The sequence below is a fragment of the Streptomyces sp. NPDC026538 genome, assembly GCF_055567535.1.
Genome location: NZ_JBVHQG010000020.1, coordinates 65,911 through 80,377 on the forward strand (window position 1 = coordinate 65,911; position 14,467 = coordinate 80,377).

At 71.9% G+C, this 14,467-nt stretch carries 11 protein-coding genes and 1 rRNA gene; 5 read left to right on the forward strand and 7 right to left on the reverse strand.

The genetic code is table 11. The annotated features are described in order from the left end of the window. Positions 1 to 145: 145 nt before the first annotated feature. From hpf to mtnA, 6 genes are all read right to left on the reverse strand, one after another. A complete protein-coding gene (gene hpf, locus ACZ4N4_RS44795) occupies positions 146 to 838 on the reverse strand; it encodes a ribosome hibernation-promoting factor, HPF/YfiA family (RefSeq protein ID WP_453383647.1) in 693 nt (230 codons plus the stop codon). Positions 839 to 1,154: 316 nt separating this feature from the next. Beyond that, positions 1,155 to 2,243 (reverse strand): ComF family protein, encoded by a 1,089-nt coding sequence (locus ACZ4N4_RS44800; RefSeq protein ID WP_467600198.1) that lies wholly within the window; start codon positions 2,241 to 2,243, stop codon positions 1,155 to 1,157. A 268-nt stretch (positions 2,244 to 2,511) separates the two neighbouring features. Beyond that, entirely contained in the window at positions 2,512 to 4,350 is a 1,839-nt protein-coding gene (locus ACZ4N4_RS44805; protein WP_467600201.1) for an LpqB family beta-propeller domain-containing protein, read from the reverse strand. 25 nt (positions 4,351 to 4,375) lie between these two features. Further along, positions 4,376 to 6,400 (reverse strand): MtrAB system histidine kinase MtrB, encoded by a 2,025-nt coding sequence (gene mtrB, locus ACZ4N4_RS44810; protein ID WP_467600204.1) that lies wholly within the window; start codon positions 6,398 to 6,400, stop codon positions 4,376 to 4,378. 1 nt (position 6,401) lies between these two features. After that, positions 6,402 to 7,091 (reverse strand): two-component system response regulator MtrA, encoded by a 690-nt coding sequence (mtrA, locus tag ACZ4N4_RS44815; protein ID WP_015659998.1) that lies wholly within the window; start codon positions 7,089 to 7,091, stop codon positions 6,402 to 6,404. Between the two features lie 251 nt (positions 7,092 to 7,342). Continuing rightward, positions 7,343 to 8,485: an S-methyl-5-thioribose-1-phosphate isomerase gene (gene mtnA / locus ACZ4N4_RS44820; RefSeq protein ID WP_467600208.1), complete on the reverse strand. Its 1,143-nt coding sequence runs from the start codon at positions 8,483 to 8,485 to the stop codon at positions 7,343 to 7,345. A gap of 140 nt (positions 8,486 to 8,625) precedes the next feature. Between mtnA and ACZ4N4_RS44825 the strand changes: the two genes are divergently transcribed. From ACZ4N4_RS44825 to ACZ4N4_RS44845, 5 genes are read left to right on the forward strand one after another with little or no spacing between them, the layout of a single operon-like run. Further along, positions 8,626 to 9,993, forward strand: a complete 1,368-nt coding sequence (locus ACZ4N4_RS44825) for a DUF7847 domain-containing protein (RefSeq protein WP_467600211.1) — start codon at positions 8,626 to 8,628, stop codon at positions 9,991 to 9,993. Between the two features lie 34 nt (positions 9,994 to 10,027). Then, positions 10,028 to 10,783 (forward strand): DUF4129 domain-containing protein, encoded by a 756-nt coding sequence (locus tag ACZ4N4_RS44830; RefSeq protein WP_453579253.1) that lies wholly within the window; start codon positions 10,028 to 10,030, stop codon positions 10,781 to 10,783. Further along, on the forward strand, positions 10,780 to 11,976 hold the full coding sequence (locus ACZ4N4_RS44835; protein ID WP_467600214.1) for a DUF4350 domain-containing protein: 1,197 nt from the start codon (positions 10,780 to 10,782) through the stop codon (positions 11,974 to 11,976). The genes ACZ4N4_RS44830 and ACZ4N4_RS44835 overlap by 4 nt, the downstream gene beginning before the upstream one ends. Then, positions 11,976 to 12,965, forward strand: coding sequence for an AAA family ATPase (locus ACZ4N4_RS44840; protein ID WP_467600223.1), 990 nt, complete (start codon positions 11,976 to 11,978; stop codon positions 12,963 to 12,965). The genes ACZ4N4_RS44835 and ACZ4N4_RS44840 overlap by 1 nt, the downstream gene beginning before the upstream one ends. Next, complete coding sequence (locus ACZ4N4_RS44845) at positions 12,965 to 14,275, forward strand: DUF58 domain-containing protein (protein WP_467600217.1); 1,311 nt, start codon at positions 12,965 to 12,967, stop codon at positions 14,273 to 14,275. Before ACZ4N4_RS44840 ends, ACZ4N4_RS44845 begins: the two co-directional genes overlap by 1 nt. A 111-nt stretch (positions 14,276 to 14,386) precedes the next feature. Here ACZ4N4_RS44845 and rrf read toward each other — a convergent pair. Then, a 5S ribosomal RNA gene (gene rrf / locus ACZ4N4_RS44850) occupies positions 14,387 to 14,467 on the reverse strand; the annotation flags it as partial.

Here is a 14,467-nt window from a genome sequence, read left to right on the forward strand (position 1 = left end):
CCCATCGGTTGGACCGCTGCGGCCATGATTCCATGCCCGGGCGACAACGCGGAGACAGAGCGGGGCGCGAAGTGGTCGCACACCGGTGCCCCCGGGGGCGCACGCACGCTTCCAGGGGCACAGGCTCAGCTGCCGGGCGGGCGGGTCAGCCGCCCAGCGTGCCTCCCGCCGCCGGGGGTTGCGCCTGGGCGACCATCGGGTCCGTGCTGAGGTGGATGACGCCGTAGTCGTACGCGTGCCGCCGGTAGACGACGCTCGGCTCCTTGGTCTCGGAGTCGACGAACAGGTAGAAGTCGTGTCCGACCAGTTCCATCTCGTAGAGGGCCTGGTCGAGGCTCATCGGGGAGGCGACGTGGGTCTTCTCGCGGACGATGAGGGGGCCTTCACCCTTCACCTCCAGGGAACCGATCTTCTTGGTGGGCACACCGTCGGGCTCTTCCGCCCGGACGGGGCTGCCGTCGCCGTTGAGCGTCGCCGCGTCCGGGACGTGGTCGGGGACCTCGGCGGCCGAGATCCGCTGTGCGCCACGGCGCGAGAACCGCTTGTCGTGCTGCTTGCGCAGCCGCGCGTCCAGCTTCTCCGCCGCCAGGTCGAGTGCCGCGTACGGGTCGCTGGCCGCTGCCTCCGCCCGGATCACCGGACCGCGGGAGCGGAGCGTGATCTCCACTCGGTCGCAACGGTCGGCCTGTCGGGGGTTGGGCTCCTTGGACACCTCCACGTCGAGGCTGATCACCTTGCCGTCGAGCTTCTGGATCTTCTCCAGCTTCAGCTTCTCGGCCACGTGCTTGCGGAACCGCTCGGGCACCTCGGTCTTGCGGCCCTTGACGACGATGTCCACGCAGAACTCCGTTCCCGGAGCGCTCCGCTTCACTGGCGGAGCATCTCCTTTTTTACACCCGACTCCGGTGAACCCCGGAGCCTCGGACTCGGCGACTTCACCTCCTCCTCCCCCATGGGCGAGATCTGCACCCCAGCACCGCGATGATTACGGAAAACCCGCGGCACGGCATTCGGATACGGGAGGCACGGCCTGCGGCTTTCTCCCTCACAACCGAACATATCTCGCCCGGACGGATGTCGTCACCCTCTACTGATGCGTACCTCCATTCAGGTGAATTGGCCCGGTCACTACCTGCAACGATGAGCGTTCCCAGTCAGTTCCGGTTCATTTCGAAAGAATCCGGTGCGGCCGCGACCACAGCCGCACGGAGCGGCCACGCGAGGGAGTTCCCCTCGGCCATTCCCGGTGCGTCCTGTGTCCACCTCGCTCCTTCTTCCCTGGGGTCGGCCGTCCGTTCCTCCCTTCCTTCCCAAGCCGCGCGCCGATACACAGCCGTTGTCTCCTCTCCTGCCCCTCCGGGCCCCGTAGCCTCCCCTACCGCACGCGCCGCCTCCGCGAGGGTTGCGCCGGTCGTGACGAGGTCGTCGACGAGGACGACACGGCCGCCCGCGAGCAGCCTTGCGTCGCCGGCCGTCACCTCCAGTGCGCCGTCGAGGTTCACCAGCCGCTGCCGGGAGTTGAGCCCCGACTGGTCGGCGACGGGCCGCCGCTGCCGCAGCACCGGGACGACCCGGGCCGAGACCCCGGTGCGCCGCAGCTCCGTGGCCGCCGCGAGGGCGATCCGGCGCACCGGATCGTGTCCCCGCGCCCGCACGGCCCACGGCGCGGAGGGCACCGGCACGAGCAGCACGGGCCCGCCGACCCGGGCACCGCCGCTCCCGTCACCGGCCCCGGTCGTCAGGCCACCATTTCCGCCGCCGACGCCGCCGGTTGCGCCGCCCATCGCGTCCTCCGTGCCACCCGTCGCGCCGTCCGCATCACCCGTACCGCACCTCGCGCCGTCCGCATCGCCCGTCGCGCCGTCGGCCATCGCGCCGTCGGCCCAGGACGTCACGATCCTGACGGTCCGGGCTGTCCTGGCCGTCCGGGCTGTCCGCGCCGTTCGGCTCTCCCGGAGCCCAGCCCGTACCGCTCCCGCCAGGGCCGCGCCCAGGGCCCCGGCGAGCGCCAGCGCGCCCCGTTCCTTGTGGGCGAGGAGAGCCGCCCGTACCTCGTCCGCGTAAAGCGCCGCCGCGTACACCGCCGGCAGCCCGGGCGGCTCCGGCACCGGTCGCACCCGGCGCGGTACGGCCCCGTTCAGGGCGGCACGGCACTCGGCGCAGAGCACCGTGCGAGGCGTACCACAGCCTCCGCACTCGGCCGGGAGCACCAGGTCGGTGAGGTCCTGCCACCACCCCCGCATGTGCCCACTGTGCCAACGGCCGACCGTACCGGCCACCCCTGTGGACAACTGCCTGTGGACAACTCCGTGCGACACAGACAACGCGTCACCCACACGGGTGAGGAGACCGGTGTTCCACCCGAGAACGGTCGCCCTGGGCACACAACACCAGGCACTTCGCACCAGGTCGTCCCGGCCGCACGGACAACGAGCGCCCCGACCGAACAAGACGGCCGCCCCCGCCGGCTCCGCGCCGGACCGGGACGGCCGCTCTCACGCCGCTCCGGGCTCAGCCCGGATAGACCGGCGCCGACCCGTCCTTGACCACCTTCTGCCACTGCTCCCCGGACGGCAGCCGGACGATCCCGTCGTCCTGCGAGCGGGCCACCAGCGGTACCCGGTCGTCCTCGGACGCGGCGATCGCCAGGACACCCGTGAGGGCCGCGGGCGCCAGCCCGTCCGGCGTGGAGCCGTCGACCTGGACGTACCGCGTCTGCTGCACGCCGCCCTGCTCGCGCCCGACCACCACGAGCCGGCTGTCCCCGGCCCAGGACATCGCGGTGACCTCCTCCGAGCCAGGAGTGGCGGAACGTAGTTCGAGGACCGAAACCTCCTGCTGGTCATCGGACTTGGTGCGCTCGATCCGCCCCACGAACAGCGACTGCTTGCCGTCCTTCTCCACGACGAGCGCGATCCGCACCCCGTCGGCGGCGACCCGCACGTCCTCGATACGGCCGTTCAGCTCGGGGATCTGCACCGCCAGCGGCTGTCCGACGCCCTGCGCCAGCATGTACAGCTGCGGCTTGGCGGGGTCCCGGTCGGCCACCCACAGGTCGCCCCGGGCGTCCCAGCTCGGCGCCGTCAGCCGGTCGTCCTCGGCCGCGCCGTGGCTGGTCAGCACGGCGTCGCCCAGCGAACCGTCCGACGTGAGCGAGGTGACGTACAGGGACCTGGCGTCGCCCGTGACCCCGGCCGCGGTCCGCTCGTCGCGGGCGACCGCCACCGACCGCAGGGACTTGGTGCCCGCGCCGAACGGGCCCGGCACGGCGACCGCGCTGGTGCCGGCACCGCCGGTCGTCATCCGCACCAGCCGGTGCTTGCTGTCGAGGAAGTACAGGAAGTCGGGCCGCTTGGCGGACGGGCGCCAGGCGGTGGCCTCGGCCTGATCCTCGGTGACGTCGCACATCCGACCGCCGTTGACGGACTGCAGCGCAACCGATTCCACGGTGGGCGTCAGGCTCCGCAGCGTGAACAGCAACTGGGTCGCCATCTCGGTGCACTTGGCCGCCCCGATCCGGGACGCCTTGACGTTCAGCGGCACCGTGACCTGGTTCTGGTCGTCCGGTGTCAGCCCGGACACACCCTTCTTCAGCGCCGTACCGGTCGGGAAGCTCGACCGGACCACCGGGCCGAGCCAGGTGGTGGGGCCCTTGATCAGCGAACGCACCAGCTGGGTCGTCGGATCCACCGGGCTGCGGACGAAGACCGGATCGGCGACCGCCACCGGCTGCCCGGTCTCCCCGGCCGACGTGTCCGAGGCGAAGTAGTACTTGTTGACGGACGTGTAGTTGCGCTGGAAGTCGGACTTGCCCATCACGACGCCCTGCGGCAGCGCGTCGATCCGCCACTGCCCGCTCTTCGCGTCCTTCGTCAGATGCACCGTCCGCTGGTACGCCCCGGCGGCGGGCGTGTACGCCTGCTGCGCGTCGACCGTGGCCACCCGGCTGCCCTGCAGCGAGTAGGTGATGCTGTCCGTGCCGTCCCGGCCGGCCGGGCGCGGGTCGGTCTGGATGCTCGGCCCGTTCGCCAGCACCGTCGCCTGCGACTCCGGCCGCCAGGTCTTCGCGGCGCCCGTGCTCAGATACTTGCGCGCCGTGTCGTAGCGCGGATCGTCGCTGGTCAGAGCCTCCAGGAAGCCCTGGACGATCTCGGTGGAGGAGGCGTCCTGCTGGGGCGGCATGGCGAACACCCGCACCTGCGTGTCCTGCCGGGGCGTGGACTCGACGTCCCGCAGGTCGCCGCTGTCCGGCATGGAGGCACAGCCCGCCAGCAGTACGGCCCCGCAGGCGGCGTACGCCACCGCGCGCACCGGTCCGGGCCGCGCGCTCCCCTCGCGGTCAACGACCACGAATTGCCTCCCCTGGCTTGTTCGACTAGTCCGGCCCACCGACGCTCCCGTCGTCCGCCGGGCCGGTCCCCGGCGTGCCCTCCTGGCGCCGCGCGCCCCCGCTGGGCCTCGGCACCACCCGCGCACCACTGCCGGGCAGCGCGGTGGGGTCGGCGGTCGGGGCCACGGTGGCCATCCGCTGTGTCATGGGAGTGAGCGCCGCCCCCTGTCCGCCGCCGGACTGCACCGGCACGGTGGCCCGCTTGTCCTCACCGCCGCTCGGCAGACCGGCGTCGCCAAGGCCCCGGTTGCGCCGGGAGTCCTTGGGTTCCAGGGGTATCGGCGAGCCTCGCAGCGGCTCGTCAGCGGTCCTCGGCAGCGTCAGCCGGAACTGCGAACCGCCACCCGGTTCCCCCCACGCCTGCAGCCAGCCGCCGTGCAGCCGCGCGTCCTCCAGGGCGATCGACAGCCCCAGGCCCGTACCGCCGGTGGTACGCGCGCGTGCCGGGTCCGCCCGCCAGAAACGGCTGAAGACCCGGGTCGCCTCGCCGGGCTTGAGCCCGACGCCGTAGTCGCGCACCGCGATCGCGACCGCCCCGCCGGCCGAGGCCAGCTTCACGACCACGTCCTTGCCCTCGCCGTGCTCCACGGCGTTGACCACCAGGTTGCGCAGCACCCGCTCCACGCGCCGGGCGTCCGCCTCGGCGACCACGGGCTGCAGGTCGCCGAGCACACGTATGTGCGTGCCCTTGCGCTCCGCGAGCGGCGCGGCCCCGCTGACCACCCGCCGTACGACCTCCCTGAGGTCTATCGGCTCGGCCTCCAGCGTCGCCGCGCCCGCGTCGAAGCGGCTGATCTCCAGCAGGTCGGCGAGGAGCGACTCGAACCGGTCCAGCTGGTCGGCGAGGAGCTCCGCGGACCGCGCGGTCACCGGGTCGAAGTCCTCGCGCGCCTCGTGGATGACGTCGGCCGCCATCCGCACGGTCGTCAACGGCGTACGCAGCTCGTGCGACACGTCCGACACGAACCGGCGCTGCATCCGCGACAGGTCCTCCAGCTGCTGGATCTTCAACTGGAGGTTCTGCGCCATCTTGTTGAAGGCCTCGCCGAGCCGTGCGATGTCGTCCTCGCCGGTGACCTTCATCCGCTCCTGGAGCCGCCCGGCGGACAGCCGCTCGGCGATCCCGGCCGCCATCCGCACCGGCGTGACGACCTGCCGAACCACCAGCCAGGCGATGGCCCCGAGCAGTACGACGACGAAGAGCCCGGCGGTCGCGAGCGTGCCCTTGACCAGGCTGAGGGACTTCTCCTCCTGGGTGAGCGGGAAGAGGTAGTACAGCTCGTACGGGTCGCCGTTCGGGTCGTTGACCTGCTTGCCGATGACCAGGGCGGGCTGCGACTCCTTGTCGCTGTCCTTGTAGACGATCCGCGTGTAGCTCTGCGCGGCCGTCATGTTGGCGTTGATCCGCGTGCGCAGGTCGTCGGGCACGCTGGACGTCGGGTCGACCTGGCCGGAGGCGCGCGGTCCGCGCCCGCCGCCGGTGTTGTCGCCCGCGGGCAGCGTCACCACGTCGAAGGCGCCCTGACCACCGCTGGAGAGGGACTCGACGAGGTCGCTCATCCACGGGGTGAGGTTCTGCGACTGCCGTCCGTCCGCCGACACGGCGGTGTCACCGGTGCCGGCCGCGGCCTCGTCGGCCTTCTGCTTGGCCACCGCGAAACCGCCGGTGGCCTGGCTCTGCGAGGCCTTCACCTTGGCGTCCAGCAGGCCGTTGCGCACCTGCCCGATGACGACGAATCCGAGCAGCAGAACGACGCCCAGCGACATCAGCAGGGTGGTGACGACGACCTTGAGCTGGATGTTGCGCCGCCACAGCCGCATGACCGGCAGCAGCGGCCGCCGCACCCAGCGCATGAACAGCCGCAGCACCGGGCTGCCCTGGACCCCGCCCTGCAGCATGCCGCCCTCGAAGAGCAGTGCCCAGCGCGAACGGGGCCTCTTTCCGCCGACAGGCCGCTCCGGACGGTCCCCGGACCGGCCGGGGGCCGAAGCGGCACTGTCCCCGGACATGTCAGCTCGGTCCGGCCTTGTATCCGACACCACGGACGGTCACCACGATCTCCGGCCGCTCCGGGTCCTTCTCGACCTTGGAGCGCAGCCGCTGGACGTGAACGTTGACCAGACGGGTGTCCGCCGCGTGCCGGTAGCCCCAGACCTGTTCCAGGAGCACCTCACGCGTGAACACCTGCCACGGCTTGCGGGCGAGCGCGACCAGCAGGTCGAACTCCAGCGGGGTCAGCGCGATCGACTGCCCGTCCCGCTTCACCGAGTGCCCGGCCACGTCGATGACCAGGTCACCTATGGCGAGCTGCTCCGGCGCCGGCTCCTCGGACCTCCGCAGCCTGGCCCGGATCCGGGCGACCAGCTCCTTCGGCTTGAACGGCTTCACGATGTAGTCGTCCGCGCCCGATTCCAGGCCCACGACCACATCGACGGTGTCGCTCTTCGCTGTGAGCATCACGATCGGTACCCCGGACTCCGCCCTGATCAGACGGCACACCTCGATACCGTCCCGACCGGGCAGCATCAGGTCCAGCAGCACCAGATCGGGCTTGGTCTCACGGAAAGCGGCCAGCGCCTTGTCGCCGTCGGCTACGAAAGACGGCTCAAAACCTTCACCACGCAACACAATGCCGAGCATCTCGGCCAGTGCGGTGTCGTCGTCGACGACAAGGACTCGTCCCTTCATAAACGACATCATCCCATTCTCATAACAGTGAAGGTTGCGCAGGTGACCAGGGTCACCGGCAAGTGACGATAGCCGCAGGGGGCCGTAACTGTCTGCCCCCGCCCGCCGACGTCGATGTCAGTGAGGGATGCCGGCCCGTTCGCAGACGGGCAACCGGCTGATGGGGCGGCCCACGGACGTCACCCTCTGACGTCACGGCCCCTTCGTCTGCGAATCGCCACAGGTCGAGGGGCCGCTGCCGTCGTCGGGCCGCCATCGTCCGGTCAGCTGATCGTGACCTGGCGGGACCTGGCACACAGCCCGGCGAGGGCCTCGGCCGTCACGGGCGAAACGGCGCCTTCCTCGGTGACGATCGCCGTCACCAACTCGGGCGGCGTCACGTCGAACGCCGGGTTGTACGCCTGGGTCCCCAGAGGTGCCACCGGAATCCCGCCTCCCGCTCCCGTGATCGGCACCTGCGGTGCTGTGACCTCGGTCACCTCATATCCGGGACGCTGTTCGACCTCGATGGACGCACCGTCCGGCGTCTCCAGATCCACTGTCGTCACCGGCGCCACCACGATGAACGGCACGTGGTGGTACCGGGCCAGCACCGCGAGCGGATAGCTCCCCACCTTGTTCGCCACCGAGCCGTCGGCCGCGATCCGGTCGGCCCCGATCAGCACCGCGTCCACCTCTCCCGCAGCGAACAGCGAACCGGCCGCGTTGTCGGTGAGCAAGGTGTACGTCATGCCGCTGCGAGCCGCCTCGTAGGCCGTCAGGCGAGCGCCTTGCAGCAACGGACGCGTTTCGTCCACCCAGAGCCGCCGCAGCCGCCCCACGCGATGCGCTTCGAGGGCCACCGCGAACGCCGTCCCCTCGCCTCCCGACACCAGCGACCCGGTGTTGCAGTGCGTCAGGATCCGATGCCCGCCGCCCGGCAGCAACTCGTCCAGCAGCGCCAGCCCGTGTCCCGCCATCCGGGCGCTGGCCTCGGCGTCCTCCCGGTGCAGCGCCCGCGCGGCAACCAGTGCCGCCACGGCCGCAGCCCCGCTGTCACCGCCCTTGGCCAGAGCCGCCCGGTAGGCCGACGCGGCCCTGCGCACCCCGACGGAAAGGTTCACGGCCGTCGGCCGGGCACCCGCCAGCGCCACCGCGGCCTCGTCCACGTCGAATCCCCGCACGGCGGCGAGCGCGACGCCGTACGCCCCCGCTATCCCGAGCAGCGGCGCCCCGCGCACCGCGAGCGTCCGGATCGCCTCCACCAGCGCGGACGCATCCGTACACACCAGCTCGACCTCCTCGGCCGGCAGTCTGGTCTGGTCAAGAAGGACCACTACGGGGCCCTCGGGCGGCTCCTCCCACCGGATCACGGGCATTCCTGTCGGCCGCTTGTCCTCGCCGGTTTGCGCGTACTGATCAGCCATGCGGTCAGTCTGCCCCGTATACGGCGGACAATTGAAGGTGCGGAGCCTGTACCGCGGCAGGTCACTGGGTGACCACCCCATGGCACGATGGCAGCCAACCTGCCACCGCGACCGCGGACGGGCACCGTGAAGGAGCTTCGATGAACGACACTCCGGGCTGGGCCTCGCCCGGATCCGCCCCGTCCGACGGGCGGGAACCCGGCGCGTCCGCCCCTGCCGACCGCCCCGTCCCCGCAGGCCCTGCCGAGCAGCCCACCGATCAACCGGGCACGGACCCACAGGGCTCCGGCTCGAAGTGGTCCAAGGACCAGCCCCCGCCCGGCCAGTGGTCCGCGCCCACGGGCGCCCCGGCACCAGGCCAGGCACCGCCGCCCCCACCCCCCGGCCCCGGCTGGGGCAGCCAGGCCCCCGGCGGCGGCTATGGAGGCTACGGCGGCCCCGGTGGACCCGGCGGATACGGTCCGCCCGGCGGATACGGAGCCTGGGGCGGCGGCTGGGGCGGCCCTCCGCCCGCCGCCAAGCCCGGCGTGATCCCGCTGCGCCCACTCGGCGTCGGCGAGATCCTCGACGGCGCCGTCTCCACCATGCGCACCTACTGGCGCACGGTCCTCGGCATCTCGCTGACGGTCGCCGTCGTCACGCAGGTCGCGGTGATCCTCCTCCAGGGCCTCGTCCTCAACGACACCGAGACCACCGACACCCTCAACGACCCGAGCGCCTCCTTCAGCGAGGTGGCCCGCGCCGCGGGCGAGGTCACGGCCAGCTCGGGCGCCGTCCTGCTGATCACACTGGTCGGCACCATCATCGCGACGGCCCTGCTGACAACCGTCACCAGCCGCGCCGTGCTCGGCAGGTCCGTGACCACCCGCGAGGCCTGGCGCGACGCGCGCCCGCAGGTCGTCAAGCTGTTCGGCCTCATCGTCCTGATGGGACTCATCGCGGTCGGCGTCCTGCTCGTCGGCGCACTGCCCGGCATCGTCGTCGCGATCGCCGGCGGCCCCGGCGGCGCCATCGCCGCACTGCTCGTCGTGGGCATCCTCGCGGGCTGCGTCGTCACCCTCTGGCTGATGATCCGCTTCGCCCTGGCCTCCCCCGCGCTGATGCTGGAGAAGCAGGGCATCACGAAGTCGCTGGGGCGCTCCGTCAAGCTGGTCCGCGGCTCCTGGTGGCGGGTCTTCGGCATCCAGATCCTGGCGACGATCATCGCCAACATCGTCTCCTCGATCGCCGTCATCCCCTTCGCCGTAGGCGCCGCCATCCTCAGCGGCGACGGCTTCTCCGGCTTCCTGGACAGCACCAACTCCAACGTCGGCTGGACGTTTCTCATCGTCAGCGGCATCGGCTCGGTGATCGGCTCCATGCTCACCTTCCCGATCAACGCGGGCGTCACCGTGCTCCTCTACATCGACCAGCGCATCCGCCGCGAGGCCCTCGACCTCGAACTGGCCCGCGCCGCCGGTGTCGAGAACTACGGCACCAGCACCCCCGGCACCGTCCCGGGGAGCTGATGCGGTGAGTCCGACGGGGGGAGTTCTCACAGCGGTGCCCGCGGCCCTGCCGCGCGCCGCAGGCGAGGCCGTACGCGGCCTGCAACGGGCCCGGGAGACGGCCCTGCTGTCGCTGTCCGGCTCGGGCGACGAGCCGCCCGTGACGATCCCGCGCGACCCCGCGCGGGAGGCGGCACGGCATGAGCTGTCCAAGCGGATGTACCACGAGAACGACCCCGGGCTGTTCCAGCGCGCCCTGAACGCCTTCCTGGACTGGGTCGACCGCCTGCTCTCCGCCGCCGCGTCCGCGACGCCCGGAGGCACGCTGGGCCTCGTCGTCGTGGTCCTGGCCGTCGTCGCCGTCCTCGGCGCCCTGTGGTGGCGCCTGGGCACCCCACGCCGCCGGCCCGTCTCCGCCGCCGCCCTGTTCGACGACCGCCCCCGCAGCGCCGCCGAACACCGCGCGGCCGCCGAGGCGCACGCCGCCCAGGGCCACTGGAACCAGGCCCTCCAGGAACGCATGCGCGCCGTCGTCCGCGCCCTGGAGGAACGCGCCCTGCTCGACGTCCGCCCGGGCCGCACCGCCGACGAGGCCGCTGCCGAAGCCGGCCGCGTCCTGCCCGCCCACACGGACCGGCTGCGCGCCGCCGCCCGGGACTTCGACGACGTGACGTACGGCGGCCGCAGGGCGACCCAGGCGTCGTACGAGCGCATCGCCGAACTCGACCGCGACCTGGAACGCGCCAAACCAATGCTCGCCAGCAGTACCCCGAGCACGGCCCACAACACCCGCCAGGGGGCCGCCGAATGACCACCGGCCTAGCCCTTCCGCCCACCTCCACCGCGCCCACCACCTGTCAGGTGTGGACCCGGAGCCGGGGCATCGTCCTCGCCGTGGTGCTCCTGCTGGCCGGTGCCGTGGCCATCGCAGTCGTCCGCTCCGACAGCAGGCACGGAGACCTCGACCCGCGCTCCGCCGACCCCTACGGCAGCCGCGCCGTCGCCGAACTCCTCGCCGACCGGGGCGTGTCCACCCGTGTGGTCACCACCCTTGCCGAGGCCCGGGCCGCGGCCGGCCGCGACACCACCCTGCTCGTCGCCGTCCCCGACCTGCTCACCCCGGGTCAGCAGTCCCAACTGCGGATGTCGACCGCCGGATCGGGCGGCCGCACGATCCTGGTCGCCGCCGGCGGCACGTCCGTCGAACGGCTCGCCCCCGGCGTCACCGCCGACCCCGCCACCAGCCTGAAGTCCACGCTCGACCCCCACTGCAGCCTGGCCGAGGCCCGCCGCGCGGGCAGCGCCGACACCGGTGGCATCCGCTACACCACCACCCACCTCGACGCCGACTCCTGCTACCCCAGCCAGCGTCTGGCCACGCTGATCCGCGTGCCCGCGGCCTCCGGCGGCGGCGACACCATCGTCCTCGGCGCGCCCGACATCCTGCTCAACGACCGGCTCGACGAACAGGGCAACGCCTCGCTCGCCCTCCAACTCCTCGGTTCCCGCCACCATCTGGTCTGGTACCTCCCCTCGCTCTCAGACGCCTCGGCCGCCGGCACGGGCGACCAGAAGTCCCTGTTCGACCTGCTCCCCTCCGGCTGGCTCTGGGGCACACTCCAGCTCTTCTTCGCCGCGGTCCTGGCCGCCTTCTGGCGGGCACGCCGACTGGGCCCTCTGGTACCCGAGAAACTCCCCGTGGCGATCCGCGCCTCCGAAACCGTCGAAGGCCGCGCGCGCCTCTACCGCAAAGCCAACGCCCGCGACCGCGCGGCCGCCGCTCTTCGCTCCACCGCTCGCACCCGCCTCGCCCCCCTCGTCGGCGTCCCCGTCTCCCAGGCGGACGCGCCCGAAGCCCTGCTCCCCGCCCTCTCCGCCCACCTCCACGGCGACGGCCAGGCCCTGCACTCCCTCCTCTTCGGACCGCCGCCCGGCGACGACACGGCCCTCGTCGCCCTCACCGACCAACTCGACGCCCTCGAAAGAGAGGTACGCCGTCCATGATGGACCCGACCACCGACAACGCCGGGAACACCGGGAACCCGGCCGACGCCCGAGCCTCCCTGGAGGCCCTGCGCGCCGAGATCGCCAAAGCCGTGGTCGGCCAGGACCCCGCCGTGACCGGCCTCGTCGTCGCTCTCCTCTGCCGCGGACACGTACTACTAGAAGGAGTCCCCGGAGTAGCGAAAACGTTGCTCGTGCGCGCCCTCGCGTCCGCACTCGAACTGGAGACCAAGCGCGTCCAGTTCACCCCCGACCTCATGCCCAGCGACATCACGGGCTCCCTCGTCTACGACACCCGCACCGCCGAGTTCTCCTTCCAGGCCGGCCCGGTCTTCACCAACCTCCTCCTCGCGGACGAGATCAACCGCACCCCGCCCAAGACCCAGTCGTCCCTTCTCGAAGCCATGGAGGAACGCCAGGTCACGGTGGACGGCACACCGCGCCCGCTCCCTGACCCGTTCCTGGTCGCCGCGACCCAGAACCCGGTCGAGTACGAGGGCACGTACCCCCTCCCCGAAGCCCAACTCGACCGCTTCCTCCTCAAACTGACGATCCCTCTTCCCTCCCGCCAGGATGAGATCGACGTCCTCACCCGCCACGCCGAGGGCTTCAACCCGCGCGACCTGCGCGCCGCCGGCGTACGACCCGTGGCCGGCCCCGCCGACCTCGAAGCCGCCCGCGCCGCGGTCGCCAAGACGACCGTCTCCCCCGAGATCACCGCATACGTGGTGGACATCTGCCGTGCCACCCGCGAGTCGCCGTCCCTCACCCTCGGCGTCTCCCCGCGCGGCGCCACCGCACTTCTCGCCACCTCGCGCGCCTGGGCGTGGCTGACCGGCCGCGACTACGTCATCCCCGACGACGTCAAGGCCCTCGCCCTGCCCACCCTCCGCCACCGCGTCCAGCTCCGCCCCGAGGCCGAGATGGAGGGCGTGACGGCCGACTCCGTCATCAACGCGATCCTCGCCCACGTCCCGGTCCCCCGCTGATGCCTCTCACCGGACGCGCCGCCCTCCTCGCGGCCATCGGATCGATCCCCATCGGCATCTGGGAACCGAGCTGGACGGGCTTCCTCGCCGTCAACGGCCCGCTCGCCCTGGCCTGCGCCTGCGACTTCGCCCTGGCCGCTCCGGTACGGCGCCTCGTGCTTTCCCGCTCCGGCGACACGTCCGCGCGCCTCGGCGAGACCGCCGACATCACACTGACCGTGACCAACCCGTCCGGACGCACCCTCCGGGCCCGACTCAGGGACGGCTGGCCGCCCAGCAGTTGGGAGCCCGGGTCGGAGATCGAAGCTTCCCGCCACCACCTCACCGTCCCACCGGGCGAACGCCGACGCGTCACGACCCGCCTGCGCCCCACCCGCCGTGGCGACCGCCAGGCAGACCGCGTCACGATCCGCTCATACGGCCCCCTGGGTCTGTTCTCCCGCCAGGGCGGCCACAAGGTGCCCTGGACCGTACGGGTTCTGCCCCCGTTCACCAGCCGCAAGCACCTGCCGTCGAAACTCGCCCGATTGCGTGAACTCGACGGCCGCACCAGCGTCCTGACCCGCGGCGAGGGCACCGAATTCGACAGCCTGCGCGAGTACGTTCCCGGCGACGACACCCGTTCCATCGACTGGCGAGCCACGGCCCGGCAGTCGGCGGTCGCCGTACGCACCTGGCGTCCCGAACGCGACCGGCACATCCTCCTGGTCCTCGACACCGGCCGCACCTCCGCCGGCCGTGTTGGCGACGCCCCACGCCTGGACGCCTCGATGGACGCGGCACTACTCCTCGGCGCCCTCGCCTCCCGCGCGGGCGACCGCGTGGATCTGCTCGCCTACGACCGCCGTGTCCGTGCCCTCGTCCAGGGCCGCGCCGCAGGCGATGTCCTCCCATCCCTGGTCACCGCGATGGCCACACTGGAACCGGAGCTCGTCGAGACGGACGCGCGCGGGCTCACGGCCACAGCGCTCCGTACGGCTCCACGCCGTTCCCTGATCGTCCTTCTGACGACGCTCGACGCGGCACCGGTCGAACAGGGTCTGCTTCCCGTGCTCTCCCAGCTGACCCAGCGCCATACGGTTCTGCTCGCTTCTGTGGCCGACCCACATGTCGCCCGGATGGCGACGGCACGCGGAAACGCCGACGCGGTGTACGAGGCGGCGGCAGCGGCACAGGCGCAGAGCGAACGGCACCGCACGGCGGAGCAGCTCCGTCGGCACGGTGTGACGGTTGTGGACGCGACGCCTGAAGATCTCGCTCCCGCGCTGGCCGACGCATACCTGGCCTTGAAAGCGGCGGGCCGGCTCTGAAACTGGACGGCAGGCCCGCCGGCGGGCCTGCCGATTTCCCCACGAATAAAAAAGCGCCTAAAACGCGAAAGAGCCCCACACCGGAAGGTGTGGGGCTCTTTCTCAAAATTTGTTCGGCGGTGTCCTACTCTCCCACAGGGTCCCCCCTGCAGTACCATCGGCGCTGTAAGGCTTAGCTTCCGGGTTCGGAAT

Bases quoted from the DNA above. Each gene is read 5' to 3' on its own strand.
- mtrA (WP_015659998.1), bottom strand. From the start codon at position 7,091: ATGATGTCGTTTATGAAGGGACGAGTCCTTGTCGTCGACGACGACACC.
- ACZ4N4_RS44800 (WP_467600198.1), bottom strand. From the start codon at position 2,243: ATGCGGGGGTGGTGGCAGGACCTCACCGACCTGGTGCTCCCGGCCGAG.
- ACZ4N4_RS44835 (WP_467600214.1), top strand. From the start codon at position 10,780: ATGACCACCGGCCTAGCCCTTCCGCCCACCTCCACCGCGCCCACCACC.
- ACZ4N4_RS44840 (WP_467600223.1), top strand. From the start codon at position 11,976: ATGGACCCGACCACCGACAACGCCGGGAACACCGGGAACCCGGCCGAC.
- ACZ4N4_RS44825 (WP_467600211.1), top strand. From the start codon at position 8,626: ATGAACGACACTCCGGGCTGGGCCTCGCCCGGATCCGCCCCGTCCGAC.
- ACZ4N4_RS44845 (WP_467600217.1), top strand. From the start codon at position 12,965: ATGCCTCTCACCGGACGCGCCGCCCTCCTCGCGGCCATCGGATCGATC.
- mtnA (WP_467600208.1), bottom strand. From the start codon at position 8,485: ATGGCTGATCAGTACGCGCAAACCGGCGAGGACAAGCGGCCGACAGGA.
- mtrB (WP_467600204.1), bottom strand. From the start codon at position 6,400: ATGTCCGGGGACAGTGCCGCTTCGGCCCCCGGCCGGTCCGGGGACCGT.